This window comes from Salimicrobium salexigens, from assembly GCF_900156705.1.
GTDB classification, from domain to species: Bacteria; Bacillota; Bacilli; order Bacillales; family Halobacillaceae; genus Salimicrobium; species Salimicrobium album.
This window is the reverse complement of record NZ_FTOK01000002.1, coordinates 1-25,621: the sequence shown is the minus strand read 5'-3', so window position 1 is coordinate 25,621 and position 25,621 is coordinate 1. Positions and strand designations below refer to the sequence as shown.

Here is a 25,621-nt window from a genome sequence, read left to right as displayed (position 1 = left end):
CACAGAACCCGGGACTATTTAAAAGAGACAGCTGTAAGGTTTTATGTATCGAAAAAGAAAATGGGTGTATTCACCCATTTTCTTTCCGGTATTCCCGGCAGATTGATTGCAGCCGCTCTTCTATCCTTTTCGTCTCTTCCCAGCTCTCCGCTCTGGCACCGGCAGCCATCGGATGTCCGCCTCCCCGGTACTCCCCGGCGAGTTTATTGATGACAGGTCCTTTGGATCGGAACCTGACTCTTATTTCGGATTCTTCCTCCACAAAGAACACCCAGGAAAGGATCCCCTCGATATCTCCGAGCATCCCCACGAACTGGCTGGTTTCTGAAGGGTCCACTTCAAAACGCTCCAGCACTTCTTTTGAAAGCGGAATGGCTGCGTGCCCTTCTTCCGACACAGTAACATTCTGCAGAATATAACCTTTCAGCCTTGCAAGCTTCAAAGAAGTCTTATAAAGTTCGTCGTACATAGCAGAACGGTCGAAGTCGTATTTAATCAGTACGGAAGCCGCTTCAAACGTCCGTTCTGTCGTACTCGGGAAAAGAAATCTTCCGGTATCTCCGATTATGCCCGCATACAGCAGCCGGGCGGCTTCCCTGGAGAATTTCCATCCAGCGTTTTGAGCAGCAAGCACGTAAATCATTTCGCTCGTGGAACTGGAATGGGTCTCCACCCACTGAACATCTCCATACTCGTCCACGACCGGGTGGTGGTCGATCTTAATGAGAGCCTCGCCTTTTTCATACCTTTCATCGTCGACTCTTTCAAGGTTTGCCGTGTCGTTAATGATTACCAGGGCGCCCCTGTAATCATCGTCGTCCACGTTATCCATAGTCCCCAGAAAACGGAATGCTTCGTCATCATCGCCGGCAGCCAGCACCGTTTTCTCCGGATATGTATCCTGGAGTATTTTTTTGAGGCCGAGCTGTGAACCGAGAGCATCGGGATCGGGACGGACGTGGCGGTGTATGATAATCTTCGAGTATGATTCTATTTTATCTTTAATCTGTTTATGCATAAAAAGGCTCCTTCTGATAAAGATGTTGGCATTTTAATAAGAAACAAGCTAAAATAGGCGATAGAAAAAAATTACCTAAGGATGATGTTCATGTTCATGTTTCTGCTTATCGCTTTCGTCATTACCTCCATTGTACTATACATTTATAACAAAGTAATGATTACACGTACGGAACACCCGGTCACTCAGCAGTATTATAACAGTATCGCAAAATTCTTTCTCGGCATCTTCATCGTAAGTTTCGGTGCGGCTCAGTACCTGTATTATGAAACGAGACTGTCGCTGTTCATCGGTATACTATTTATCGTCCTCGGCGTTTTACAGCTGATGCACGGCTGGAGGGCAGCACGTCACTACAAAAATGAATATAAACGGGTCGAAAAAGTTTAAAGCCGCTTTGAAAGCGGCTTTTTTTGTGCTTATTTATCAATCAGCTGGGCCATCAGCAGCGCTTTTCCGACAAGACTGCCTTCATGATAGACTTCTACATCCAGCTTGGCGAGTTTCCTCCCGGCTTCGAGCACCCGGGGATGAATCTCCACTTCACTCTCGAGCTGCACCGGCTTTATGAAGTAGACGGAAATGTTTTCGACAACCAGCTCCCCTTTCTTCTGCCGTGTCAGAAGATGGCTGGAAGCCTCCGTTATCAAAGCGGTGAATACACCATACGACATCGTACCAAGCTGGTTTGTCATCTGCGGGGTGACTTTCGTTTTCAGCGTGTACGTTCCCTCTTCGTCCGTAATGTGCGTCAGCTGACTGGTGATCAGGTCATCGATCGTTTCCCCCACCTGCGGCTGTCTCTGGATATTCTGAAGCGCTTTAAGTACGTCCTGTCTGGAGATGATACCCTGAATTTCCCTCAGCGAATCGACGACTGGCATCAATTCAATTCCTTCCCACACCATCATATGGGCGGCATTCGCGAGAGAAGTGTTGACTGTGACCGTCATCGGGTTCCTCGTCATCACCTTTTCCACGAGAGTATTTTCATCTTCTCCCACAATATCTTTAGATGTTACGATACCGACTACTCTGTTCTGCATATCGACTATCGGATACCGGCTGTGGCCCGTCTCCCTGTTCAGGGAATGCCACTTGGAAATGCGGTCGTTCGAAGATAAAAATTTCGACTCCTCCAGCGGAGTATATATATCCTCTACCAGAACAATTTCTTTTTTGATCATCTGGTCGTAAATCGCTCTGTTGATCATGGCGGCTACCGTAAACGTGTCATAACTGGTGGAAATGACCGGTAGTTCTTTTTCATCCGCCAGCTGCTTCACTTCATCCGAAGTGTCAAATCCTCCCGTCACAAGAACGGCCGCACCTTCCTGAACCGCTAATTCATGAGCGTTCGTACGATTCCCTACGATAAGCAGAGAACCCGCTTCCGTGTACCTCATCATAGCATCGAGTTTCATAGCACCTATGACGAACTTATTGAGCGTTTTATACAGGCCTTTTCTCCCGCCCATCACCTGGCCGTCTACGATATTCACAATCTCCGCAAAAGTCAGGCGTTCAATGTTCTCTTTTTTCTTCTGTTCTATTCTGATCGTACCGACCCGTTCAATCGTACTGACGAGTTTCTGATTCTCTGCTTCCTTGATTGCACGATAAGCCGTCCCTTCACTCACCTGCATTTCCTTGGCAATACGGCGGACGGAAATTTTACTCCCTATACTCAAAGAATCTATGTGATTTAAAATCTGCTCGTGTTTTGTAGTCAAACGCTCACCTTCTCTCTAACTGTACTAGTGTTTACAAGTATAATTGTTATTATACTAGTGATACAGTTATAGTTCAATTTCGAACAAGTCCCGCTCTCTTCCCTTATTAAATGAATTATTATGTATTTCCATTAAATCACCGCTGTTCCGATTTAAAAAAATCCCGGCCGCTTTCTTCAAAAGCGACCGGGGTGTGGTGATATTACAGTTCGATATATTCTCCCGGTTTGAGAGCTTTGCCTTTTCCGGGTTTAACTTTAGAAGCAAAAGCTTCTCCGTCCTGATTAATCAGATCAAAAGTATTGTAGTGAACCGGTACTACCTGTTTAGCTCCGATCCATTCAGCTGCCGTAAGCGCATCCTCAGGTCCCATAGTGAAGTTATCACCGATCGGAACGAATGCCAGGTCAATATCGTTTCTTTCCCCGATCATCTTCATGTCGGAGAAAAGACCCGTATCTCCCATGTGGTATACAGTTTTTCCGTCAATCGTCAACAGAATGCCGGTAGGCATACCGGTATATACGATAGTGCCGTCATCTTCTGTGTAGGAAGAACCGTGAAAAGCCTGAGTAAGTTTCACTGTACCGAAATCAAACTCGTGAGCCCCACCAATGTACATAGGATGGGCGTCCAGACCTTTATTGCCGAGATACGTGGCCAGTTCGAAAGGAGCAACTATCCGGGCATCATTTCTTTTAGCAATCTCAAACGTGTCACCGACGTGGTCATTGTGGCCGTGAGTCAGGAGAATAACGTCCGCTTTTGCTTCGTCCGCTTTCAGATCGGTATTGCCATTTTCGGAAATGTAAGGGTCAATCAAAATGGTGTGTTTCTCCGTTTCCACTTTCACTACTGCGTGTCCATGATAAAATACTTTCATGTTCAGCATCCTCCTTTAGTAATCTTTCCACGCTTGCTCATATTTCTGAATAAGATTCGGGTGGATTAATGTATTAGGTTCCAGGTTCTTAACCTGACCGTCACTATCTAGGATTTCCCGGTCTTCGTCTTTTCCAAACACGGTAAGCGCCGGAACAATTTCCTCATTGAGAAATTCCGTCGGTACATCTATTGAAACATTTTCGATATCCACTTCTTTCCTTGAAGCCATTACGAAACCCCAGTTCCCGAAACTCGGTATGTCGACGTGAAAATTGTACGTATTCATATCCGTCGCTTCCACCGTTTCGTTGATGGTCCAGTACACCTCCGGGGCGAAGACGGGGCTTGTGGCCTGAGCCATCATCACGCCATCGGCTCTCAGATGATTCCGCACGAGTGAATAGAATTCTTTCGTATACAGCTTATTCAGACTTTCGTTGTTGGGGTCCGGCAGGTCGATAAGCACCGTATCAAAACGTTTGTCTGTCGCTTTCAGATACTTGAAGGCGTCTTTATGCTGAATATCGACCAGAGGATCGTCAAGCGCACCATCATTCAGCTCACGCAGGTGCGGGTTTTCTTTGGCGAAATCGACGACAGCGGGGTCGAGATCCACAAGAGTGATCGATTCCAACCCTTCGTACTTCAGCAGTTCGTTCACGGCAATGCCGTCTCCCCCTCCCAGCACGAGTACATCCCGGACGTTCTCTTTATAAGCCATAGGAAGATGTACGAGCGTCTCATGATACCGGTATTCATCAGTGGAACTGAACTGCAGGGCCCCGTCCAGAAAAAGTCGGGTATCTTCGTCGTCTTTTGTAAGAACCATCTTCTGATAAGAGGTGTTTTCCATGTGAAGAATCGGATCTTTGTAAAGTTTCTGTTCAAAGGAGAAAGCCAGCTCTTCCCCGAAGAACAGACCGCTAATGAGAAGAATCCCGATAAAGATTGCACTGCCCAGATGAAAAGAGAACTTTTTAATTTCTTCCCTGAAATAAAATAATACGAGGACGGCGACCGACAGATTAATGACCCCGACGAAAAACGCAGTCTTCACCATGCCCATTTCCGGGCGCAGATAGAAAGCGAACAGTAATCCCCCCACCAGCCCTCCGGCATAGTCGGAAAAGAGTACGCGGGCGGTACTTTTATTAAGTTCGACCCCGATATCATTCGCTTTACGTATAAGAACCGGCAGCTCCACACCCGTAAGAGCCCCGATCGTAAATGTTACAGTGTATAGAAAAAGCGCGTCGGATCCCGCCGGAGCAAAAGCGGTCATACCGAACATAAGAAAGCTGGAAAAACCTCCAATGACCGCCACGAGAAACTCCGTCCAGATAAAGGCGACGACGAGATCTTTCGTCACTCGTTCACTGATGCTTGCTCCCACCCCCATTCCTGTCAGGAACAGGCTGATCGTAAGCGTGTACTGTTTCACCCCGTCCCCGAGAATATAGGAACCGAGCGCCCCGAATAACACCTCGAAAATAAGGCCGCAAATAGAAACGATGCCGGACGCCCAGTAAATAAGTTTGCTTTGTTTCAATCCTTTTTCATTCATTCATACTACTCCCTGTCAGAAAAAAGCACCCTCCCCACGGAGAGTGCTTTCCACCTTATGTAATCGAAGCTCCGATGACGAAAGCGAGACCTATCGATACACCCATCGAAATAATACCGACGGCTGTGTTATTCTCCTTCAGTTTGTCCTCCACAGAAAACTTACGGGTGAGCAGTTCAAACAGAAGATAGGCTACCATCTGCAGAAGTACGCCCACTCCTCCCCAAATTAATGTGTCCACCACTGTGAAGCTGTGGTAAATGGCAAACGAAAGCACAATACAGATCCCGATAATCTTACCTGAGATGGACATTGCCACCGCCTGGTTTCCGGCACTTACTTCATCCCAGTCTTTATACTTCTTCGTCAATACTTCGAATATTGCAAGACCTGCAAGAACAACTGCAACCGCAATAAGGAAATATCCTAATGTTGCAAGTAATGGTTCCATACTTTCCCTCCTTTTATTTTCCTACACTCGGTCCTCCACCTCTTGTAGAAGATCCTCTGAACGACCCGCTATTGCCGCCGTACATTGAATACCCACCGTAGCAGCCTCCATTGTCACATCTGTCTCTCTGTGTACTCCTCCAGTCGTTCGTACCAAAGGCCTGGTTCAGCAAAGCGTACGCAAGCATCCCCTCGAAAAAGGAAGGGGAATAATTATTCTGTACAAATTCTTTCTCGGCAAGTTCAATGAGAATCAGACCTGCCTCTTCTTCACTCTCTTTCAATATGACAAAATTATCAGGATAAATCAATGCCTGTTTGTCACCCTGTCTATCACCGGTATCCTCAGGCTTTACTTCCTCCACAATCAGCTCTTCCACTTCCCGGAGATTATACTCACTCGTCATGTAAATTTCCGAACGGCCCCGGTCCGTCTGGACGGTATCAAGCTGAGGAAAAGTCTCCTCGATCATCGTTTCAACGGAAGTATAGGACTGCCCATCCAGGCTGTCTTCGATTTCTCCACGCGTCGGCTCTTCGGGTAATGACTCATAGGACTGTTCATTATATGTACCGGACATGCCGTTATCGGCACCATCCCCACTGTCAAAAATAAAAAAGGCGATAAAAGCTGCAAAAATCGAAAATAACACGACGCTCCCTATGTCTCTCACGGATGTTCCTCCTTCCCCTGGAAAGTAAAACTACAAGCCCGGCAACGCCAGGCTTGTAAGAAACCTTTATTATTCTTTATTCATTTTTTTCTTCATGGCAGCCAGCTCGTCGTCAACTTTATCGTCTTTTCCGAGCTCCTCGAATTCATCATCAAGAGAACGGCTTTCGGAACGGAGGTCTTCGCTCGTTTCCGCTTCCGCTTCATGCTGCATAACTTTCTCTTCCATCCGTTCGAATCCCTGTTTGGATTCATCATTACCGATATCAGACATAGTACGGTTCATCTTCGTACGGGTTTTTGCCGACTCCGCTCTTGCTTGCAGGGAGTCTTTTTTAAGTTTCATTTCCTGGTATTCTTTCTTCATTTCATCCAGTTTCGTACGAAGCTGTTCAGAATCTTTCTTCGCACGGTCATATGATTCTTTCAGCTGATCCGCCTGTTCCTGATGACTGTTTTTGTCTTCGATGGCACGACGGGCCAGGTCTTCATCCTCAGACTCCAGCGCCTTTTCGGCCTGCTTCATCCGCTTGTCTACCATAGCCTGAGCATCATCGTACTTGCGCTTAAGCATCTTTTCGTTGGCAATCTGCTTAGCTACTGCACTTTCAGCCTCCCGGATGTCATTATCCATATCCCGCATAAACTGATCGAGCATTTTTACCGGATCTTCCGCTTTATCAAGCATGGAATTCAGTTCGGAACCTACTACCGTCTTTACGCGATTAAAAAATTTAAACATATAAATCTCCTCCTTATTTTGTTCCTGCTATAATCTTCAGTTCATACTCCTGCAGGGGTGTTCCGGCACTTACTTCAACTTCCGTGCCCCAGGCTTCCAGACTGAGCATATGCTCTTCGTCATCGGCAAGGTAATCCCCGTAACGGACCGATTCTCCCTGAAGGTTGCTGCTTCTTCCCTCTCCGATGACTTTCGCCACCCCTTCTTCCTTCTTATGATAGGTAAGACCATCATATTCCAGTTTAGCAGGGTAGGGAGTATCCACGGGCAAATGAACTTTCTCAAACATTCCCAGTTCGAGTTCTTCGTCCATCTCGGAAGATAACCACTTTGTATTTCTGCCTTCGAGAAGTTGATAACTGTACCATTCATAACTGCCGTCACGGTATGTCAGTTTACCGACCACTTCGTAATCCGCAAGGTCATACGTAACGATGTCCCCTACCTCGAGGTTCAAAGCATTCCGCTCCTCTACCGCTTCAGGTGTTTTTTTCGTTTTCGAAAATAATCGTTTTAAAAAACCCACACAGCTCTCTCCTTTTCATGACCTTGTACCCTTTATTTACGAATTGCTTCGGCAAAGGTTTCAAAAAGTAATTTTTTTCTTCTTCAAGTATACCCTTTTTGCGCGCAACACAAAAGTTCACCGCTTTTTCACATAATTGAAACGGTTTCACGTCTAATATACAGCTCCGCGTGGTATATGTATAATAGAAAGAGAAAGGAGTGGATAGTATGACTTTTGAATACAAAAACATTGTAGTAGCGGTAGACGGTTCGGAGACAGCGGAAAAAGCGTTTCATAAAGCGGTGGACATCGCCAACAGGAATAATGCCACTATCATTCTGTCTCACATTGTGGATACCAGAGCTTTTGCCACGGTAGAAGCGTACGACCGTTCGCTGGCTATGAGAGCGGAGAAACATGCTTATGAAATTCTGGAAGACTACAAAAAGCAGGCCCAGGATGCAGGACTCGACAGCATCGAAATCGAGATTGAATACGGCTCTCCAAAAGTGAAACTCACCAAAGAAATCGCTCCTAAATACAATGCCGACCTGATCATCTGCGGTGCTACCGGCTTAAACGCCATGGAACGTTTCTTTATCGGAAGCGTGTCCGAGCACATTACGAGAACTGCGAAATGCGATGTTCTTGTAGTACGCGACAGTGCCCAGGCCGATTCATGAAGTTAATTCTCCGTTGAAAAAAAGAACATGAAAAAACGGAGGGAATGGTGAAAACCACTCCCCCCGATTTTTTTATGTGTATGACTCTATTCTCTCCGCTGTCAGAAAATAAAGAGTGATGTCCTTTTATAAATTGAAGGACATCACTCTTTTTTGAATTATATTTTTTTGGAAAGGAGACGGAAAGAGGGGTGATTCAGTCTTTCAACCCTTTTTCGACTGTATCTCTCGCTATCATGACTTCTTCGTTCGTAGGAACGACCATAACTTTTACGGGAGAATGAGGATAGTTTACGAAAGCATCTTTTCCGCGGACGTTATTAAGGGAAGGATCCCAGTATACCCCCATAAATTCAAGGCCCTTCAATATACGTTCCCGTATTGAAATACTGTTTTCCCCGACACCGGCAGTAAAAATAATGCCGTCCACACCGTGCATCCGGGATGCGTAGGAACCTATATATTTGTGGATACGGTCAGCGAAAACCTGAAGAGCCAGCTGGGCCCGTTCATCCCCTTCTCCCGCTTTCTGTTCAATATCCCTGAGGTCACTGGAAAAACCTGAAAGGGCCAGCATCCCGCTTTCCTTGTTGAGGACGCTCATTACTTCATCAGCTGTTTTTCCTGTTTTTTCCATAATGAAAGGTATGAGAGCCGGGTCGATGTTTCCGGACCTCGTCCCCATAGTGACACCGGCAAGCGGAGTGAAACCCATGGAAGTATCAATCGATTTCCCGCCTTCGATTGCCGCAATACTCGCTCCGTTCCCGAGGTGGCAGGAGATGAGTCGAAGCTGCTCAACAGGACGGCCGAGCATCTGCGCCGCATGCTGGGATACATATTTATGGGAAGTCCCGTGGAAACCGTATTTCCTTATCCCGTAATTCTCATAATACTCATAAGGCAGGCTGTACAGGTAGGACTCTTCCGGCATCGACTGGTGGAAAGCTGTGTCGAACACTGCCACGTGAGGCACGTTCGGCATCACCTTACGGAAAGCCCGTATTCCGGTCAGGTTGGCCGGGTTATGAAGAGGTGCAAGTTCAGACACTTCTTCGATGGCCTCTATTACTTCCTCCGTTACGAGAGCCGAATCGCTGAATTTCTCCCCTCCGTGCACTACCCGGTGACCGACCCCATCGATATCATCCAGAGAATCTATGATGCCTTTTGAGGTCAATGTACTTAAAAGCAGATCCACGGCCTGCTGGTGATCGGCGATTTCCTCCACCTTTTTATCTTCTCCGTCCACAGTCTCGATATTAAAGATGGAGTCATTTAATCCGATCCGTTCCATGACACCTTTTGCATTGACTTTCTCCTCCGGCATTTCAATAAGCTGGAACTTCAATGAAGAACTTCCGGCGTTTATAGCTAAAACTTTATTCAACGTTGTTCATCCCCTTAAATATAGGTTCTATACTTATAACAAATACATTTAACCACCCGTCATTCCTGTTTTCAAGGATAACAATCAATGGGAACGTTTTCGTGTTATATTCTATATTTTCTTACAATTTCCCGCTGTGATAATCACTGAACCAGTCGTTTACCTGGGAGATGACATTCGATGTTTTCTCCGGGCTCGAAAAAGATGGGAGTTTAACGAGAAGAGCCTGCTTCGGCGGTTTTGTGCCTTCTTGTTTCTTCTGGACGATAAACACACTCCTGGCGAATTTTTCTTTCTTAAACAGATCTTCCGGCAGCTGCAGCATTCCGATGATATGTGCGTGATCGCGCAGATACCTCTGCAGCTGCTGTGCCTGATCACTTTCAAACAGGAAGTTGGGTACGACGAAGATGCCGTATCCTCCCTCTTTCAAATACGTGAGACTCTGTTCAATCAGCAGGTGATGAGCGTAGGAGTGTCCTTCCCCGGCTTTCAGTTCGTATTTTTCCGCCTGGGCGTCGTCCGGGTAATATCCTACCGGAAGATCTGCCGTTACGATATCGACGGGTTCAAGCAGAAAGGGCTGAAGACTGTCCTGATGAAAAAATTCGATATTATGCTTTTGAAGGTTCGCCTGGACGACAGCGAGTTGAATGAGAGAATCATCCACTTCACTGCCGTATGGGACGATATCTTTATCCGTACCGTTCAAAATGGCGGTCAGCAAGTTGCCACTGCCACAGACCGGATCAAAAAGTCTGACACTTCCCTGATGAAACTCTGTAAGTTTCCCTGTCAAAAAACCGATAAAAGTGGCTACTGCATCCGGGGTAAGAAGGTGCTGCTGCTGCGTGACGCCTTTCATCCCTTTGAGCGTAGCCAGCTGTATGGCTTTTCTGATCTCTTCGTTTTCATAATTGTTCTTATTGAAACCGAGCCACTTGTTCCGAATGTCCACCTGGAGCTTCTCAGGATAATCTTCGAAGACCTGACCCTGATATAAAATATCGAGCGCCTCGGTAACGCCTTCCAGGTACGTAATGTTCAGACCCTCCGAAATAGCAGTGGCCATTTCATCTATCTGAGTAAACAGTTTCTCTACGTTTTGCTGATCCATATGTCGTTCCTCCTAAACAATTGAGGCTTCATTAGCTACCTTCATATACAATATCGAAAGTGCACTATCTTTTCAAATGCGGACCTTTCTAAGAAGTATAAACTGAAATAACTGTGGTAAAATGGGGGTGGATAAATTCAAAAGAGGTGGTTTTATGTCAAATCAAAGAAGAAATCTATATTTCTATTATACACCCAGCAAAGAAAAGGATGAGAAAGTACAACCTTTGAAACAGCTGGCTGTTGATAATAATTTCACTATTGTGGAAGATTACAACGATGCGAACATCATTATTTCTGTAGGAGGAGACGGGGCTTTCCTTCAATCCGTCCGGAAAACCGGTTTCCGCCAGGACTGTCTTTACCTAGGAGTTAAAGAGGGGGACGAAGCCGGACTCTATTGTGACTTCAGCCTGGATAATTACGAACAGATGGTCACCTATATGATGAATGATGAAATTGAAGTAAGGAGATTCCCTCTGATTGAAGCTAAAGTGAATAATGAATCGACCTTTCTCTGTCTGAACGAATGCAGCGTACGTTCCTCGTTAATAAAAACGATCGACATCGACGTACACATTGATGACCTTCACTTTGAACACTTCCGCGGGGACGGACTGATCGTCTCTACACCGACTGGAAGTACAGGCTACAATAAATCAACCAAAGGGGCTGTCGTGGATCCTCTCCTCCCTTCTATGCAGGTGAGTGAACTGGCATCGCTTAACAACAACCGCTTTCGTACTCTGGACTCTTCCTTCATTCTCGGTAAAGAGCGTAAGTTGCGTCTTGACGTACGTCAGGACGGGAATGACTTCCCTATTATCGGAATGGACAACGAAGCCTACTCTATCAGAAACATCCGGTATATCGATATTTCTTTGAGTGATAAACTGGTGAAAACCGTCAAATTGAAAAGTAACTCCTTCTGGCACCGGGTACAGCGTACTTTTCTGTAACATTACTGAAAACGCCCGGAACGAAGATATAATACAAAGAGCCGGTCAGTGTTGACCGGCTCTTTGTTTTGCTCGATCTCTTTTCATTATTTTTCGTACATAATCTCTCCGTCGACTACCGTCATCATAACGACCGCATCGGCGACCTCGTGGCCGGCTGATGAGAAGAGATTACGGTCCAGCACGGTAAAATCAGCCACATACCCCGCACGGATCATTCCCTGCTCCTCTTCTCTGCTGACTGCATGGGCACTTCCCTTCGTATACAGAGATATCGCTTCGTACATCGACAGTTTTTCTTCTTCCCCGTATACCTGAAAATCGAGGGTCGCCCTCCTGTCTACAGCCGCCCGGATACCAAGCAGCGGATTCACTTCTTCGATGGGAGCATCGGACCCTCCTGCAAGGAGGACGCCTTTATCGTAAAGGGTTTTCCAGGCATAGGCATACTCCATCCTTTTTTCGCCAATTCTCTCTATCACCCACGGAAAATCGGAAGCAACAAAAGAAGGCTGTATGTCGAGCACTACAGGTAATTTCTGCAGACGGGCAATCAGCTCCCCGTCCAGAATCTGCGCATGGATAATCCGGTCTCTGTGCCCATTTTTCAGTGGAAACCGTTCCATTCTTTCAAGTACGGCTTTTACCGCCCCGTCTCCGATAGCATGAACAGCTACGGGCATCGCCTTTGCTCTTGCTTTTTTGAAAAGATCATCGAGATCTTCATCGCTGTGGATAGCCACGCCCCGGTTCGACGGGTCATCTTCATATGGAGCATTCAGAAGAGCGGTACGGCCCCCTAAAGCCCCGTCAGAAAATATTTTCATAGCTCCAAGTTCTGTAAAGGGCGCCCCGTCCCCGAAAGCGAGCCCCGCTTCTTCCATTTCGTCTGCTGCTTTATGGTGGACGAGAAGATTAGTGCGGAACTTCTTTCCTCTTTCATGTATGACCTTGCGGAAAACGCGGTATGTTTTAAGAAAACCTCCATAATAATACAGATCCTCTGTATGTCCGCCTGTAAGACCGCGGGCATACATATCTTCTATCGCTGCCGTAAGCGCCTTTTCGAGATAGTCCGATGATACGCCCGGCATCTGTTGCTTAATGAGTTCCTGAGCCTCGTCATGAAAAACACCAGTTACTCCGCGCTCGTCCTTCCCGATTCTCCCTCCCTGCGGGTCAGGAGACTCTTTCGTTACTCCTGCGAGTCTGACAGCTTCGGAATTCGCAACCAGCGCATGGCGGCAGACTCTCGTAATGATGGCCGGATGTTCTCCGGTCACTTCATCCAGTTCAGACTTATGGATGAGTCCGTTTTCCTCCCACTGATTTTCATTGAATCCTTCTCCTACGATCCACTCTCCCGGAGACGTATTATCCGCATACTGTTTCAGAGCACGGAGAACCTCTTCCTTTGATTTCATAAATGACAGGTCCAGCCTGAGAAGCCGTTCCCCGTGCATCATCATATGTAAATGGCTGTCCGTAAAACCGGGATACATAATGCCGCCATTCAGATTATGCTGTTCATTCAACATTCCCCCGTACTTATCATACAGTTCACTGGTGCTCCCGGTGTCCATCACCCGCCCTTCACTCACAACTACAGCTTCCACCCAGTCTCCTTCGTTTATCATTGTATAAATTTTTCCCCCGAACCAAAGTTCCACCACTTTCCCCTCCTGCAACCGTTTTCTTTTTCCCCAAAAAACACCTGCCGGCTTTTTCACCCGCTATACCTCACAACAGAAAAACCGACAGGCAGACACTCGTTAAAATAAGTCGGCAAAACTTTCCTGTTTCCGACCCTCTGATTTTCCATTAATATGAATGGTCTCTATATTCCCTACTGCTTCTTCTATATAACCGGAAAAATCTACCGACTGTTCGATAGCTACTGTCTTTTCCCTATTCGGTTTCGTTTTCGGCTCTTTCGGAACGAAAATAGTACAGCAGTCTTCATAAGGACGGATCGAGATATCATACGTATCGATCTTCTCCGCAATATTTATGATTTCAAGCTTGTCCATCGTCACGAGAGGTCTGATCACCGGATAATCAGTCACTTCGTTTATCGTGTTCATGCTTTCCATCGTCTGGCTTGCTACCTGGCCGAGGCTTTCGCCTGTGGTAATCGCCAGCGCCCCCTGCTGTCTGGCTACCTTTTCCGTAATCTTCAGCATCATTCTGCGCGTAATAGTCATCCCGTAGCTGTCGGGGATATCTTTATGAATTTTCTGCTGGATGGCTGTAAACGGCACGATGTGCACTTTAATACGTTTTCCGTACCGGGAAAGCTCCTGAGCGATATCCAGAACCTTCTGCTTGGCACGCTCGTTCGTGTAAGGAGGGGAATAAAAGTGGACGGCCTCTATTTCCACTCCCCGTTTCATCGTAAGATAGCCGGCTACCGGAGAATCAATGCCTCCCGAAAGCATGATCATCGCTTTTCCTGTAGTACCGACCGGAAAACCGCCTGCACCCGGGTAATCCTTCGAAGTTACATAAGCCCCTTCGTGTCGGATCTCCACTTTCAATTCGACGTCCGGATGGTGGACATCCACACTCAATCCTTCCGTATTTTTAAGGATATGCCCCCCAAGTGCCGGGTTGAGATCTTCCGAAGTAAGAGGGAAGGATTTATCCGCCCGCTTGGCAGAAATTTTGAACGTCCGGGCCCCGTTTTCCGCCTGTACTGCGGAAAGTACAGCTTCTTTCAATTTTTCCAGCTCGTTTTCCGTATGAATGGCGAAACTGAGACTGTAAATACCGAATACCTGCTGGCAGGCTTTCATGACTTCTTCTGCATCTTCTCCGTTCAGCAGTACGTACATACGCCCTCTCGTTTTCTTTACCTTCGCCCGCCGGAATTCCCCCAGACGGAACTGAACGTTTTCGAGCAGCTGGCGCTCAAAATGTTTCCGATTTTTCCCTTTCAGAGCCATTTCACCGAAACGGATCAATATATGATCAAATTCCATTTTTATACCTCCATCGTTTTTATTAATGAGGCTTTCACTTCGCTCAACGCAGTAATGAATTGCCTGACTTCTGTTTCCGTCGTACTGTAGGACAAACTGATCCGCAGGGCGGAAGATGCTGCTTCCCCGCTCACCCCGCAAGCGTCAAGAATTGAACTCTTATCCGGTTCCTTCGAAGAACAGGCCGACTTCGTCGAAATATATATGCCCCGCTCGCCGAGAGAGTGGATAACCGTTTCAGGTTTATAACCGGGAAGTGAGAAATTGAGGATGTGCGGAGCCCCACGTTTCGGTGAGTTGACTACAGCCCCGGCCATTTTCTCCAACTCCTCATACGCATAGTTACGAAGTCTCTGCAGCTCCTGTGCTTTTTCCTGCTGTTCTTCTTTTATGAGACGCATCGCTTTCGTAAAAGCGACGATTCCGGGCAGGTTTTCCGTACCGGCCCGTTCCCCGTCTTCCTGACCTCCGCCATGCTGAAGAGGAAACAGACGCACATGATCTTTTTTATAAAGTGCTCCGGTTCCTTTCATGCCATGGATTTTGTGACCGGAGAGCGAACACATATCTACTGCCGCTTCATGGAAAGGAAGATCGACTTTTCCGAAGCCCTGCACATGGTCCACATGAAAATACACTTTAGGCCAGTTGCTCAAGAACGCCGCTATTTCTTCTATAGGCTGCACGGTTCCCATTTCATTATTTACGGACATCACACTAACAAGAATCGTGTCTTGCCTGACTGCTTTCTGAACATCTTCCGGATCCACCCGTCCATAGGCATCCACTTCAAGATAAGTGACGTCAAAACCGAAAGATTCAAGAGATTGGAACGTTTCAAGGATGGAAGGATGTTCCACCCTTGTCGTCACCAGGTGCTTCCCGCGGGACATATGCATGAGGGCTGTGCCTTTGACGGCGAGGTTATTACTCTCCGTGCCCCCGGATGTAAAAATGACCGCCCCTTCCTTTACTCCCAACCAGGAAAGGACCCGTTCTCTCGAGGACTCAAGCAGTCTTTCAGCCTCTCCCCCTAAAGCATGAATGGAAGAAGAATTTGCATAAAATCGCTCAGCCGTTCTGGTGAAAGTATCAAGAACCCCTTCGTAAGGACGCGTAGTGGCACTATTATCTAAATAAATCACGGTAGTTTCCCTTCTTTCGCTCTATAAATGCAATGAGTTATATTAACACAACTCGTTCGGTAATTCCACTTCAAACGACACGTGCTTTCCTTTTCTATTACTCATTGAAAGAGCCTGCCGGCAAATTACCGACAGGCTCTTTTTCAAATCGATCGTTCTATATGCTTTCTGTTATACCGTTACCTCTTCCTGTTCACGGAAGCGATCCACTACTCCGGGTTCTATCTTTTCAAGGACTTTGGAAGTCCGTTCAAAAGCCCGGGAGTACTCTGTCATGCGGAACTCTTTTTCTGCTTCCGTTAGCTCCGCAGCTACAAGTGGACGGGAAGTACGATATTTGTTGCCGTATTGAATCAGGCGTTCTGTCAGTCGCGAGAGCTCCATAATTTCGCGGGATCTCTCATGAGCTACCTGCAGCGCGTCTTCGGCTTCATCTATCTTTTCGTGAACCCTGTCCATCTCAAGCGGCACCTCTTCAAGAGTACCGAAAGCCTCATCTACGGCAAGACGGGCCTTCTCGATAATGTCGACGACTTCCCGGGGAAGTCCGGGCAGATTGCTCCGTCTGAGCTTTCTGTTGATTTCTTTCAGATCCTGTTCAATCAGCACAATTCTTTCATTAGCTTTCCATTCTTCCTCTCTCAGATCTTCCAGTCTCGTTTCTACGTGAGCCTTTTCCTTATCAAGAAGATTCAGTCTATCCTCTTCCTGGTTCAATTGTGAAAGCAGTCTCGTAAAAGGTGTCTCCCCATCATCCATCTGAGTTCTCATCTCATCATCCGCCTGCACGATAGCGTAAAAAGTACTCTTGGCCTGTTGGAGAGCTTCCATATCTTCTTCACTGAATTGGTAAGCCTGCTTCACTATTTCCGCTTCTTCCTCAACTTCACGCATGCCGAACGTCATCTGTCTTAACCTCTCGGAGAAGGCTTCATATCTTTCCGCGAACGTCTGGACAGCCAGCGCCTCTTCCTCCAGCTGGTTATACATTTCAGTGATACGTGCTTCCATCGTATAAACGTCACTGTAGTCAATGCTCTCTCCGGCTTCCATTTTCTCTTCATAGTATCGGAGGTCTTCCTGGAATCTATGTAATTCTTCCTCAAATCCCAAGTGGTCTATTCTGTACCCCTGATCCTTCATTTCAAGTATTCCCTGCTGTAGTTCTTCACATTGCTTCGGAAGTTCTTTCTTGCACTTTCTCAGCGCATCAGGGAAGGAGGCTGTCTCCTCTTTCAGCTGGTCTACATCTGTCCGGACAGATCTTATCAGTTCTTCGGCTTCCAGATAATTGCCTTCCTCGGAAAGTTTCTCAAACTGATGTATCTTTTCCTGAGTATTATCGATGCGGCCTTCGAAAACGTGCACTGCCTCTCCGTAACCGTAACGGTCCTTGATCAGTCTCTTTTTCAAAGCATCGAGTTCCGGCTGCAGTTCCTCCGCTTCCTGCCTGGCGCTCTCTTCGGAAGTAAGAAGGCTGTTCAGTTCTTCCATCATTTCTTTTATTTCGTTTTCTACTTTATCCAGTTTATCTTCCGTCGCGGTTTTCTGTTTTTTCAGTTTCTGAAAGTGGAATTTGTCCACGGCTTCTTCCATCTTAAAGAGGTCATCCTCGATTTCGGGAAGCGTCCGGGTCAGTATACTTTCCCATCTCTCCCGCCATGATTCAAAACGCTCTTCTGTCTCTCCCGACAAGTTGAGCCGTTTCACTTTGTTCAGCTCTTCAGAAACATTGCGGTCCCTGATATCCAGCTTCCAACCTTCCAGCTGATCGATCTGATCATACACACGTTTTCTCCATATAAATCCGACAATAATAAGGGCGATGATCACTACGATCACACCTACTATATACTTCATACAAAATCCCTCCTGGCTACATGACGGAACCTGCGTTCAGTACCGACAACTTACAGATTCATTACCTTTTATGATACCATTAATCTAATGCTTTTGGCTAAAATAATTAAAAAATTCCCGGTGTAAAATCAAAAGTTTTTATCGGAAAGGATGTATCCGAATGAGAGACGGTCACATACACAGCCCCTTCTGTCCACACGGAAGCAGGGACTCGTTTGAAAAATATGTAGAAAAAGCTTTACGTTCCGGGTACAGGACGATTTCCTTCACGGAACACGCTCCCCTCCCGGCGAATTTCGAGGACCCGGTTCCCGGTAAAGACAGCGCCATGTCCATGAAAGACTTCGAAAACTATCTGGAAACGGTGAATAAAGTGAGAGATCTGTACAAGACAGACATAACTATCCACCCCGGCCTGGAAGTCGATTACATACAGGGATATGAGCGGGAAATACGTGACTTCCTTGATGAATATGGGCCTCATCTCTCGGATAGTATCCTGTCCGTCCACTTTCTGAAGGGAGAATCGTTCTGGCATTGTATCGATTACAGTCCTGAAGCTTTCCGGCAGGCAGTTGACGACTTCGGCGGAATCCATTCGCTGTATTCGGCTTATTTCCGGCAGATCCGTCACTCTGCTTCAGCAGACCTCGGTTCCTGTAAACCGGGTCGGGTCGGCCATATGACTCTTATCAGGAAGTTTCATCACCTGTACCCCTCGCCGGAAGGATGGGAATCTATGGCGGAAGAGAGCCTTCCGCTTATAAAAAGCAGCACCATGGAGCTTGACTATAATGGTGCGGGGATGATGAAGGAGTACTGCACGGAACCTTATCCCCCTTCCTTTATAGCTCTTAAGGCTCATGAGACCGGCATCCCTCTTGTATACGGCTCAGATGCCCATACAGCAAAAGGGATGAATGCCGGCAAAGAACTTATTCGACAGGATCTCCTTTGAACCACTGCCGGATGTTTTCAACATACTTATCAATAAAATAGCGTTTAGCTTCCGTACTGCTTCTTTCCCCTCTCTGATACCAGGGGACGGTGAAAGGAGCCTGAAGCATCCCTTTCATTTGCAGAAGCTGTAATTCCTGGCCATAACGGAGATCGGAAATATCATCCGCCTGAAACAATATACTCGCCCACAGAGAGTCTTCCTTCGCTATATAAGTAACAAGCAGTTCCCGGAGCAGCGTCGAATCAAGCATCATTTCTCTATGGACAAAACAGGACAGTTGATAGTTATCCATTTTATAGTGTAAAATTCTCTTAACTATTGTAAGAAAATGTTCACCCAGCGACTCTTCGAGCAATTTCAGATTCGCTTCGAGATGATCGATGACAATTGTTTCGAAAAGCCCCTGTTTACCATTGAAGTAGTAACTGATCAGAGAAATATTCACTTGGGCTTCTTTGGCAATATCGCGCACAGAAGTCGCATGATAACCTTTCTGATAAAAAAGTGTTCCTGCTGCCTGAATCACTTTTTCTTTCGTAGGGTGCGTGTTTTTCATCATTAGCGTCCCCTCTCCTGCAATATATTATTCTATTGAAATACTGAAAATCCCTGCACAATTATTTTTTTCAAAATTGAAAGGAGCTTATTCCCTATGTTTCAATCTATCACGTATAACGGTACGAAGGAACAGAATTACAGTCTCGTTTTAAAACAGCTGAAGGCACTGATTGATGGTGAGCCGAACGTAATCGCCAATCTGTCCAACGCTTCGGCGCTTCTGAATGAATTTCTGGACGACGTTAACTGGGTAGGCTTCTATATGATGGAGGACGGAGAACTTGTCCTCGGTCCATTCCAGGGGCTTCCTGCCTGTCTGCGCATCACGCCCGGTAAAGGTGTGTGCGGTACCGCCGTGTCCGAACAGAAAACTCAGCGGGTGGAAGACGTCAATGCTTTCCCCGGACACATCGCCTGTGATGCGGCCAGCCAGTCGGAAATCGTTGTTCCTATCATGAAGGATGACGAAGTTTTCGGCGTGCTGGATATCGACAGTCCGAGCACCGACCGTTTTGATGAGACGGACGAAAAGTATCTGAACGAGTTCGTCAGTATCCTCGAACAATATATTTAAGACAGATCTCCGCTGTTCCGGCAGCGGAGATTTTTGTCCCGCTACCCCTCTTGACTTAACAGCCAGTTCAAGGTACAATATCCTTTGTGTAAAATAAACAGCAGCCTACGTGAACCGTCATTGTTCGTATTTTGTTCCTCTTTGTAAAGAGGTGTATCGAGTAACCCTTTGCTGCTGGGGCGATGGTACATGAAAACATCATACGCAGTGAAGCAGGGACACACACTGTTTTTATTTTATGCAAAATAAAATAGACAAAGGAGGAAATCCCAATGGCACGCTATACAGGTCCAACTTGGAAAAAGTCACGTCGCTATGGAATTTCTTTGAGCGGAACAGGCAGAGAGCTTGAAAAACGCCCTTACGCTCCGGGCCAGCACGGTCCAACACAACGCAGAAAGCAATCTGAGTATGGTCTTCAGCTTCAGGAGAAGCAGAAGCTCCGTTTCGCGTACGGATTGACTGAACGTCAATTCAAACGCATTTTCGAACAGGCAGGAAGAATGAAAGGTGTTCATGGTGAAAACTTCATGATCCTTCTTGAATCCCGTCTTGATAACCTCGTTTACCGTCTCGGTCTTGCACGTACCCGTCCACAGGCTCGTCAGCTTGTAACTCACGGTCACGTAACAGTCGACGGCGGTCGCGTTGACATCCCGTCTTACCGCGTAGTACCTGGTCAGGCGATCGGTCTTCGTGAAAAATCCCAGAACTTGACGATCGTTGAAGATGCTATCGAATCTCACAACTTCGTTCCGGAATATCTTACTTTCGACGAAGAGAAGCGTGAAGGTTCCTACGCCCGCTTCCCAGAGCGCGCTGAACTCACATCCGAAATCAACGAAGCTCTTATCGTTGAGTACTACTCCCGTTAATCGATTCGGGATGAATACAGACACACAAAAAGCCTTGAAAATGCTGTTATACCAGTGTTTTCAGGCTTTTTCTTTTATCTTCTATCATGCAGAGAAATGCACGAAAATGACCCTCAAACGGGCAGGAAACGGGCAAAATATGGGCAAGATTTGCGCGGGGTGGGCACATGGATAAAAGGCTTTATATCAATGTTTTGCGGCTCTTTCACAAATCAGGAACGGGCTAGATTTAATCTAGGTCGGGCTAGCTGGATAATCCAATATCTGTTTATCCTTTTTGACTAATCAATCTTTTCGGTACAGTCGGACGAAACCTCGGCTCAGTGAATCGGATGGCGCATAATTGCGCTCTCCAAATCCGGAATTGCCTACTCCTACGGGCTCACATCTGAGCCTGATCCATCCAAAGGGTGTAGGTTGAAACTACTTCCCTATTTTGAAGGGAGACGTGATTTCAAATCACTCCCCAAAAGTGGGGGATGATGCTATTACTAATCACCCCATGTATCAGAACTCAATTTTGCGTTTTGACCTCATGCAACTCCATTATAGCCACAAGGTTATGGCCTCTTATCCGTAGGAACGGCCCACGGTGACACCTTCTTTTGTTCTTCAACCCACTCCATAAGGAAAGCTTTCATTTCTTCTGCAGGAAAATAACACTTGCCCCCGATCTTCATTTTCGGGCAGCGTGGATCGTAGAAGAAATGTTCCTTGATGGTATTCCAGCTCATGCAGGTCCGCCTCCGTAACTCTTTCGTGTCCCAGAGCACGAGATCTGTCTCTGCCGATTCTACAGCCTCCTTCACTCTTTTCTGTATTTCATCCTGGAGCTTCTCTTCGTCTACGTTTATATCAATCATTTCATCACAATCCTTACTTCAGAATCGGAATCTCTGCATAGGAAAAGCACCCCTGTTGGAGTGCTTTAGAAAAACTATACTTCTTCTCCAATTAGCAGCAAAGCTGTATGCCGAATTTCTTTATCATCATCTCCTGCTTCCAGATATGAAGGATCAATGACAGCTTCATAAGTAGAGTACTTGATATCTATTACTTCCAAGTTTTCATTGGAACTCAAGAACCTGTTAATTTCATTTTCAATCATCTCTGTGTCGACTCCCTCTAAAACCTTCACTTCTTTAATTTTATACAACAATATCACCCCCTCCCATCGTAGGATTCCGATAAAAAACGGTGCTTCTAGCTTAAATATCGCTTATTCAATTCTTTTCTGTGTTTTCGAAAAACTGAGCATAGAGGTGTTTCTATAAGTCAAACATCTGTTTGGCAGATGCAATGGCCAGTGATTTCACTACCTCTATCGGTAAATCACTTAGTTTTGAACCCTGTTTTTCAGCTTTTTCTTCAGCCATTTCTACGGCTTTATCATTCCTCAGTGCCTCCAACAAATCGTGACCTTCCCATGTAATGGACCGTATGAGATTAACCTGACCTCCACCCATAAGTCCTTTGATTTCGGCATCAATATAACCGCCTTCATCTAAAAGTTTTAAATGATAATTAATCATATCCTCTGGATAGGGGTCATTTTGGTCCGGGGAGAACTGAATAGAATCATTTGACTGCTTACTCTCAATCTCTTCCAATACATACTTGATCACTTGAATATTTCTTTTCATAATTATCCCTCCTGCCCACTTTTTCGACAGAAGGGAACATTTTCCTTCTATAATGCAATGGATAAATTCATAACTAAACAATGTGTATAGCTCAAATACTAAGAGAAATTCAAACTCCATTCATCCCAATTCCCAGGATTTCTAATCTTCCCTGAACGAATTTGCTGCTGAACTTCTTCAGAGAACACCTTAGTAAAATCCCAATGGTGTTGAGTTCCGACACCGGAACCTTCTATATCTACTGATGATAGGTAGTTTGCTAGCCTTCTAATACCCTTATCTTCATATCCAAATTTAGAAAATAGACTCCAAATCAGAGTACCTATTGGAGAAAAGTACTCTTTTTGATGTTCAGAATCTTTGGAGTGCTGAATATATGAAGTAATAGTTGCTTCCCTATAACCATATATGCGTTCAAGTTCTTCACTCCAGTTATTAATGCTAGGCCCCATATAAGTTATTTTAGTTGTATTCCAACAACCTAAATCGGAGATGCAAATGACATCAATCATTTCTTTAGGATGAGAGGTAATCCTCTTAGTAGATTCATCAATAGCCTCTTCAACATTTTCTAATGGTGTAGATTTATCTTTATTCCATACATGAGAGTGTGCTAAAACCCCATATATTATAGGACTGTTTAACTCTTTATAAGGAGTGCCATTACGAGATTCAGTTAGATTTTTGACTTTTTTTGCAGTTGAAAAAGCCTCTTCAAGGTCTTTCTTTTTCAGAGTATTTTTGCATTCGAATGCAGCAATCACTCCTCCCGCTAGATATAGTTTTTTATCTAGCAGCTTTTGTGGATAGTCTGGACTTAATACTATTACATCCACTTGCGGGCTGGCATCACCTTCGGAACTTAAAATCCTACCTTTCGTTACTACTTGAAAACTATTGGGCAACCATTCCCTGAAAAGTGTGGCCCAGTTCTCTTCACCTTGATCTCCGGCAGTGCCAGGATCTTCTTTTGCTCTTTTTTGTATTCGTTTGTATTCTTCTCCCATTTCATTAGTTGTAACTTGAATAAAATCATGCAATTCGTTTTTCAATTCAACCCCTCCTGCCTACAATTTCGACAAAAGTAAACATTTTCCCTTCATAAGAAATGCCCTATAGTAAATTAACCGCTCACAAAAGAAGCCACAGTTGAAAGATAGTGCTTCAACCGATATGGTGTATAAAAAACCTGCATCTATTTTTAAGATACAGGTTCGGGTTTATTTTCTTTCATTTTTCTCAATTCCTTATATACTAGACACAATCCTGAAAGAAATGCTGCATGAAATATAATCACGCCAGCAACCAAAAATCCAGATGTAAGAAAATTATGATATGGTATCACGAATCCACTTAACCCGGAACCAAACAGATAAAGCATGATTATCATGAACACAACGACCGTAGGGTGTTTCTCTCCTATCCCATGCGGACAGCCTCCATTTACAGTATGACACCTGCAACTTCTAATGTCCTTCCCGGTGAGTCTCGCTATCCCGTTAAGTAAAATAAATAATAGCAGCACAATTCCGGCCATTGATAAACTGGAGAACACAATCAACTTGTGTGTAGCCACCCCTTCTATGTTTTCGAGAACGTTCCTTAGTATCTGCAACCCACCGAAAGATGCGAATATAATCGTCGTAAAAATACCTAATATTGCAACGAATTGAGTATATACGTTTGAAGAATTATCCTCTATTTTCTTCACTTGTTGATTTAACTCTTCGTAATCTTTTTTTCTTTTTTTATAATCATTATCCTGCTGGCGTTTCAACTCACTCAATCGCTCATTCAGATCTCCAACACGAGAGAGTTGATCGTTTATGTATTCTTTTTGAGCTATTGCCAAATTAAAATGATCTATTAGTTTTTCAAAAGACTTACGTACCTGTTCTTCTTTATTATCCCTAGTGGAATTTTCCAAAAAGTCTTTTGCGACCTGCAGGTACATATCTATAACTTCTGGATCATCTGTATTATACACGAGTTGAGAAACAGTTACATATTCATGCCTTCCATCATTCTCATAAAAAGAAGATAGACGAGCATATAGCCCATCTACCTTTTGACTCTCATCAAAATAGTCTTCGACGGACAGTTTTTCATAGTCATGGATGATGGATGAGAATTGTTCAGACATTTATTAAACCATCCTCATTGTAAGCTACTAATAACTCTTCCTGGCTATAACTCAATCCTTGAGCACCCTTCAGGATTTTTTCTTTTTCACTTTTCCAAGGAGAATGCTGATGAGTTTTTTTAACTAAATAGAACCCATCTTTATTGGACAGGTTATTTACCACAACATCAATGAATTTTTCATCTTCATCATCGACAAACTCATCCTCCATGAAAAGCTCATCTTCAATCATAAAGCTGATTGGTGAAGAACCGAAGCGTTTAAACTCATGGTAGACATTCGGGATGACCGGACCAAACTTCCATTTTTCAATAGGTTCAGCCAACAAAGGCTCCCCTTTTTTTCCTAGGTAATGCAATTGTAAATAATAGAGTATTTTCTGTAACTGTAGATTACTTACGGGCCTACCTAATTCTGATGCCTTTTCGACAACATAATTAGCTATGGTCATAGCTCTATATACCATATTATCCCCTCCTTAAACCACTATACGTATAGTGGCCTTACTATTGTATACCCTAAAAACAGCATAACTCAACGTGCCTTTCGTTTTATGTGAAACTAAAACTAAAGCTTTTCCTTCATTTTATGCAAGGTGTGAAGGTTTCTTGTAGTTTTTCTCCCTAAGTAATTTTCATGCATAGGAAAAATCGCCCCCTAATAAAAGATGCTTGAAATTCTAAGCTTATTTCACTTCTTATTTAACTCTTCAGCTATCTGTTTCAACTTCTCATATAAATTTTCTTCGTATTCCAGAAGGAATTCTGTGATGATCCCAGGGGTAGAATCAAATTCTGTTACGCTAGTGGGGTCAATACAGATCAATGATATATCCTTATTCCTTGTGATTTCCAGAGCATCTTCACAAGATTTCGCTCCCGTATAGTCTATCCCCTGTTCTGTTAAAAAATCGAGAATCGGATTTAAATAAGCTTGATGGAACAAATCGTTTTCGACTTCTCCTCCGTTACGAAACACTTTAAACTCTATTGTCATTGCAATCCCTCCTTACCTAAGTTTTCTACAAAAAAATACATATCCCTGCAAAAAAATAGCCGCCCTGAATGAACTGTAACCCTGAAAATGGACAGTTTAATAAAAAGTGCTAGGCTGCTATAAGATGACCTCGGTATTGAGCCGGGGTCATTTTTTGTAAGGAC

At 45.1% G+C, this 25,621-nt stretch carries 28 protein-coding genes; 6 read left to right on the top strand and 22 right to left on the bottom strand.

From position 1 onward, the window contains the following. Positions 1 to 70 precede the first annotated feature (70 nt). Positions 71 to 1,018: a DHH family phosphoesterase gene (locus tag BW931_RS02360; RefSeq protein ID WP_076569696.1), complete on the bottom strand. Its 948-nt coding sequence runs from the start codon at positions 1,016 to 1,018 to the stop codon at positions 71 to 73. A 90-nt stretch (positions 1,019 to 1,108) separates the two neighbouring features. Here BW931_RS02360 and BW931_RS02355 point away from each other — a divergent pair, with 90 nt between their 5' ends. Continuing rightward, positions 1,109 to 1,408, top strand: coding sequence for a YtpI family protein (locus BW931_RS02355; RefSeq protein WP_084193836.1), 300 nt, complete (start codon positions 1,109 to 1,111; stop codon positions 1,406 to 1,408). Positions 1,409 to 1,437: 29 nt separating this feature from the next. Here the strand turns inward: BW931_RS02355 and BW931_RS02350 are convergent, their stop codons facing one another. From BW931_RS02350 to BW931_RS02320, 7 genes are all read right to left on the bottom strand, one after another. Beyond that, a complete protein-coding gene (locus tag BW931_RS02350; RefSeq protein ID WP_076569694.1) occupies positions 1,438 to 2,751 on the bottom strand; it encodes a DRTGG domain-containing protein in 1,314 nt (437 codons plus the stop codon). Between the two features lie 202 nt (positions 2,752 to 2,953). Further along, positions 2,954 to 3,634, bottom strand: a complete 681-nt coding sequence (locus tag BW931_RS02345) for a metal-dependent hydrolase (protein ID WP_076569692.1) — start codon at positions 3,632 to 3,634, stop codon at positions 2,954 to 2,956. Between the two features lie 15 nt (positions 3,635 to 3,649). Next, the gene (locus tag BW931_RS02340; protein ID WP_076569690.1) at positions 3,650 to 5,200 is read right to left on the bottom strand and encodes a polyamine aminopropyltransferase; all 1,551 of its coding nucleotides are present in this window, start codon (positions 5,198 to 5,200) and stop codon (positions 3,650 to 3,652) included. 55 nt (positions 5,201 to 5,255) lie between these two features. Then, the gene (locus BW931_RS02335; protein WP_076569688.1) at positions 5,256 to 5,651 is read right to left on the bottom strand and encodes a DUF350 domain-containing protein; all 396 of its coding nucleotides are present in this window, start codon (positions 5,649 to 5,651) and stop codon (positions 5,256 to 5,258) included. A 13-nt stretch (positions 5,652 to 5,664) separates the two neighbouring features. After that, positions 5,665 to 6,324 carry a DUF4247 domain-containing protein gene (locus BW931_RS02330; protein WP_076569686.1) on the bottom strand — a complete coding sequence of 220 codons (660 nt, stop codon included), beginning with the start codon at positions 6,322 to 6,324 and terminating at the stop codon, positions 5,665 to 5,667. Positions 6,325 to 6,393: 69 nt separating this feature from the next. After that, entirely contained in the window at positions 6,394 to 7,065 is a 672-nt protein-coding gene (locus BW931_RS02325) for a PspA/IM30 family protein (RefSeq protein WP_076569684.1), read from the bottom strand. 13 nt (positions 7,066 to 7,078) lie between these two features. After that, on the bottom strand, positions 7,079 to 7,591 hold the full coding sequence (locus BW931_RS02320; protein WP_076569682.1) for a DUF4178 domain-containing protein: 513 nt from the start codon (positions 7,589 to 7,591) through the stop codon (positions 7,079 to 7,081). A 209-nt stretch (positions 7,592 to 7,800) separates the two neighbouring features. On the opposite strand from BW931_RS02320, the gene BW931_RS02315 reads away from it, so the two are divergent. Continuing rightward, positions 7,801 to 8,256, top strand: coding sequence for a universal stress protein (locus BW931_RS02315; protein ID WP_008591460.1), 456 nt, complete (start codon positions 7,801 to 7,803; stop codon positions 8,254 to 8,256). A 196-nt stretch (positions 8,257 to 8,452) separates the two neighbouring features. On the opposite strand, the gene BW931_RS02310 is transcribed toward BW931_RS02315, so the two are convergent. Further along, entirely contained in the window at positions 8,453 to 9,646 is a 1,194-nt protein-coding gene (locus BW931_RS02310) for an acetate kinase (protein WP_076569680.1), read from the bottom strand. Positions 9,647 to 9,767: 121 nt separating this feature from the next. Then, positions 9,768 to 10,763 carry a class I SAM-dependent methyltransferase gene (locus BW931_RS02305; protein ID WP_076569678.1) on the bottom strand — a complete coding sequence of 332 codons (996 nt, stop codon included), beginning with the start codon at positions 10,761 to 10,763 and terminating at the stop codon, positions 9,768 to 9,770. A gap of 154 nt (positions 10,764 to 10,917) precedes the next feature. Between BW931_RS02305 and BW931_RS02300 the strand changes: the two genes are divergently transcribed. Next, complete coding sequence (locus BW931_RS02300; RefSeq protein WP_076569676.1) at positions 10,918 to 11,721, top strand: NAD kinase; 804 nt, start codon at positions 10,918 to 10,920, stop codon at positions 11,719 to 11,721. Between the two features lie 86 nt (positions 11,722 to 11,807). On the opposite strand, the gene BW931_RS02295 is transcribed toward BW931_RS02300, so the two are convergent. The 4 genes from BW931_RS02295 to BW931_RS02280 form a co-directional block, all read right to left on the bottom strand. Further along, positions 11,808 to 13,391, bottom strand: coding sequence for an amidohydrolase (locus tag BW931_RS02295; protein ID WP_084193835.1), 1,584 nt, complete (start codon positions 13,389 to 13,391; stop codon positions 11,808 to 11,810). 102 nt (positions 13,392 to 13,493) lie between these two features. Next, positions 13,494 to 14,702 carry a tRNA uracil 4-sulfurtransferase ThiI gene (gene thiI / locus BW931_RS02290; protein ID WP_008591469.1) on the bottom strand — a complete coding sequence of 403 codons (1,209 nt, stop codon included), beginning with the start codon at positions 14,700 to 14,702 and terminating at the stop codon, positions 13,494 to 13,496. A gap of 2 nt (positions 14,703 to 14,704) precedes the next feature. Continuing rightward, positions 14,705 to 15,847, bottom strand: coding sequence for a cysteine desulfurase family protein (locus BW931_RS02285; RefSeq protein WP_076569674.1), 1,143 nt, complete (start codon positions 15,845 to 15,847; stop codon positions 14,705 to 14,707). Positions 15,848 to 16,018: 171 nt separating this feature from the next. Continuing rightward, positions 16,019 to 17,707, bottom strand: a complete 1,689-nt coding sequence (locus tag BW931_RS02280) for a septation ring formation regulator EzrA (protein WP_076569672.1) — start codon at positions 17,705 to 17,707, stop codon at positions 16,019 to 16,021. 160 nt (positions 17,708 to 17,867) lie between these two features. Here BW931_RS02280 and hisJ point away from each other — a divergent pair, with 160 nt between their 5' ends. Continuing rightward, on the top strand, positions 17,868 to 18,665 hold the full coding sequence (gene hisJ / locus BW931_RS02275) for a histidinol-phosphatase HisJ (RefSeq protein WP_076569670.1): 798 nt from the start codon (positions 17,868 to 17,870) through the stop codon (positions 18,663 to 18,665). On the opposite strand, the gene refZ is transcribed toward hisJ, so the two are convergent. Further along, positions 18,643 to 19,227: a forespore capture DNA-binding protein RefZ gene (gene refZ / locus BW931_RS02270; protein WP_008591476.1), complete on the bottom strand. Its 585-nt coding sequence runs from the start codon at positions 19,225 to 19,227 to the stop codon at positions 18,643 to 18,645. The two genes, hisJ and refZ, sit on opposite strands and share 23 nt — an antisense overlap. A gap of 93 nt (positions 19,228 to 19,320) precedes the next feature. Between refZ and BW931_RS02265 the strand changes: the two genes are divergently transcribed. Next, a complete protein-coding gene (locus tag BW931_RS02265) occupies positions 19,321 to 19,800 on the top strand; it encodes a GAF domain-containing protein (protein WP_008591478.1) in 480 nt (159 codons plus the stop codon). Positions 19,801 to 20,072: 272 nt separating this feature from the next. Beyond that, positions 20,073 to 20,675, top strand: coding sequence for a 30S ribosomal protein S4 (rpsD, locus tag BW931_RS02260; RefSeq protein WP_008591480.1), 603 nt, complete (start codon positions 20,073 to 20,075; stop codon positions 20,673 to 20,675). A 560-nt stretch (positions 20,676 to 21,235) separates the two neighbouring features. Here rpsD and BW931_RS02255 read toward each other — a convergent pair. The 7 genes from BW931_RS02255 to BW931_RS02225 form a co-directional block, all read right to left on the bottom strand. Beyond that, on the bottom strand, positions 21,236 to 21,538 hold the full coding sequence (locus tag BW931_RS02255) for a hypothetical protein (protein WP_076569668.1): 303 nt from the start codon (positions 21,536 to 21,538) through the stop codon (positions 21,236 to 21,238). Positions 21,539 to 21,612: 74 nt separating this feature from the next. Beyond that, entirely contained in the window at positions 21,613 to 21,831 is a 219-nt protein-coding gene (locus BW931_RS02250; RefSeq protein ID WP_076569666.1) for a hypothetical protein, read from the bottom strand. Positions 21,832 to 21,943: 112 nt separating this feature from the next. After that, positions 21,944 to 22,318: a DUF2513 domain-containing protein gene (locus BW931_RS02245; RefSeq protein WP_076569664.1), complete on the bottom strand. Its 375-nt coding sequence runs from the start codon at positions 22,316 to 22,318 to the stop codon at positions 21,944 to 21,946. 98 nt (positions 22,319 to 22,416) lie between these two features. Continuing rightward, the gene (locus BW931_RS13345; protein WP_143541854.1) at positions 22,417 to 23,370 is read right to left on the bottom strand and encodes a DUF6602 domain-containing protein; all 954 of its coding nucleotides are present in this window, start codon (positions 23,368 to 23,370) and stop codon (positions 22,417 to 22,419) included. A 149-nt stretch (positions 23,371 to 23,519) separates the two neighbouring features. Then, the gene (locus tag BW931_RS02235) at positions 23,520 to 24,461 is read right to left on the bottom strand and encodes a hypothetical protein (protein WP_076569662.1); all 942 of its coding nucleotides are present in this window, start codon (positions 24,459 to 24,461) and stop codon (positions 23,520 to 23,522) included. Next, positions 24,454 to 24,927, bottom strand: a complete 474-nt coding sequence (locus BW931_RS02230) for a Panacea domain-containing protein (RefSeq protein WP_076569660.1) — start codon at positions 24,925 to 24,927, stop codon at positions 24,454 to 24,456. The genes BW931_RS02235 and BW931_RS02230 overlap by 8 nt, the downstream gene beginning before the upstream one ends. 224 nt (positions 24,928 to 25,151) lie before the next feature. Then, on the bottom strand, positions 25,152 to 25,457 hold the full coding sequence (locus BW931_RS02225; protein WP_076569658.1) for a hypothetical protein: 306 nt from the start codon (positions 25,455 to 25,457) through the stop codon (positions 25,152 to 25,154). Between the last annotated feature and the right edge of the window lie 164 nt (positions 25,458 to 25,621).

What these genes read in the sequence shown, in the direction of transcription:
- BW931_RS02305 (WP_076569678.1), bottom strand. Translation starts at nt 10,763, where the DNA reads ATGGATCAGCAAAACGTAGAGAAACTGTTTACTCAGATAGATGAAATG.
- BW931_RS02265 (WP_008591478.1), top strand. Translation starts at nt 19,321, where the DNA reads ATGTTTCAATCTATCACGTATAACGGTACGAAGGAACAGAATTACAGT.
- BW931_RS02235 (WP_076569662.1), bottom strand. Translation starts at nt 24,461, where the DNA reads ATGTCTGAACAATTCTCATCCATCATCCATGACTATGAAAAACTGTCC.
- BW931_RS02315 (WP_008591460.1), top strand. Translation starts at nt 7,801, where the DNA reads ATGACTTTTGAATACAAAAACATTGTAGTAGCGGTAGACGGTTCGGAG.
- BW931_RS02335 (WP_076569688.1), bottom strand. Translation starts at nt 5,651, where the DNA reads ATGGAACCATTACTTGCAACATTAGGATATTTCCTTATTGCGGTTGCA.
- BW931_RS02360 (WP_076569696.1), bottom strand. Translation starts at nt 1,018, where the DNA reads ATGCATAAACAGATTAAAGATAAAATAGAATCATACTCGAAGATTATC.
- BW931_RS02245 (WP_076569664.1), bottom strand. Translation starts at nt 22,318, where the DNA reads ATGAAAAGAAATATTCAAGTGATCAAGTATGTATTGGAAGAGATTGAG.
- BW931_RS02355 (WP_084193836.1), top strand. Translation starts at nt 1,109, where the DNA reads ATGTTCATGTTTCTGCTTATCGCTTTCGTCATTACCTCCATTGTACTA.
- BW931_RS02325 (WP_076569684.1), bottom strand. Translation starts at nt 7,065, where the DNA reads ATGTTTAAATTTTTTAATCGCGTAAAGACGGTAGTAGGTTCCGAACTG.
- thiI (WP_008591469.1), bottom strand. Translation starts at nt 14,702, where the DNA reads ATGGAATTTGATCATATATTGATCCGTTTCGGTGAAATGGCTCTGAAA.
- BW931_RS02280 (WP_076569672.1), bottom strand. Translation starts at nt 17,707, where the DNA reads ATGAAGTATATAGTAGGTGTGATCGTAGTGATCATCGCCCTTATTATT.
- BW931_RS02340 (WP_076569690.1), bottom strand. Translation starts at nt 5,200, where the DNA reads ATGAATGAAAAAGGATTGAAACAAAGCAAACTTATTTACTGGGCGTCC.
- rpsD (WP_008591480.1), top strand. Translation starts at nt 20,073, where the DNA reads ATGGCACGCTATACAGGTCCAACTTGGAAAAAGTCACGTCGCTATGGA.
- BW931_RS02300 (WP_076569676.1), top strand. Translation starts at nt 10,918, where the DNA reads ATGTCAAATCAAAGAAGAAATCTATATTTCTATTATACACCCAGCAAA.
- BW931_RS02255 (WP_076569668.1), bottom strand. Translation starts at nt 21,538, where the DNA reads ATGATTGATATAAACGTAGACGAAGAGAAGCTCCAGGATGAAATACAG.
- BW931_RS02345 (WP_076569692.1), bottom strand. Translation starts at nt 3,634, where the DNA reads ATGAAAGTATTTTATCATGGACACGCAGTAGTGAAAGTGGAAACGGAG.
- hisJ (WP_076569670.1), top strand. Translation starts at nt 17,868, where the DNA reads ATGAGAGACGGTCACATACACAGCCCCTTCTGTCCACACGGAAGCAGG.
- refZ (WP_008591476.1), bottom strand. Translation starts at nt 19,227, where the DNA reads ATGATGAAAAACACGCACCCTACGAAAGAAAAAGTGATTCAGGCAGCA.
- BW931_RS02225 (WP_076569658.1), bottom strand. Translation starts at nt 25,457, where the DNA reads ATGACAATAGAGTTTAAAGTGTTTCGTAACGGAGGAGAAGTCGAAAAC.
- BW931_RS02230 (WP_076569660.1), bottom strand. Translation starts at nt 24,927, where the DNA reads ATGGTATATAGAGCTATGACCATAGCTAATTATGTTGTCGAAAAGGCA.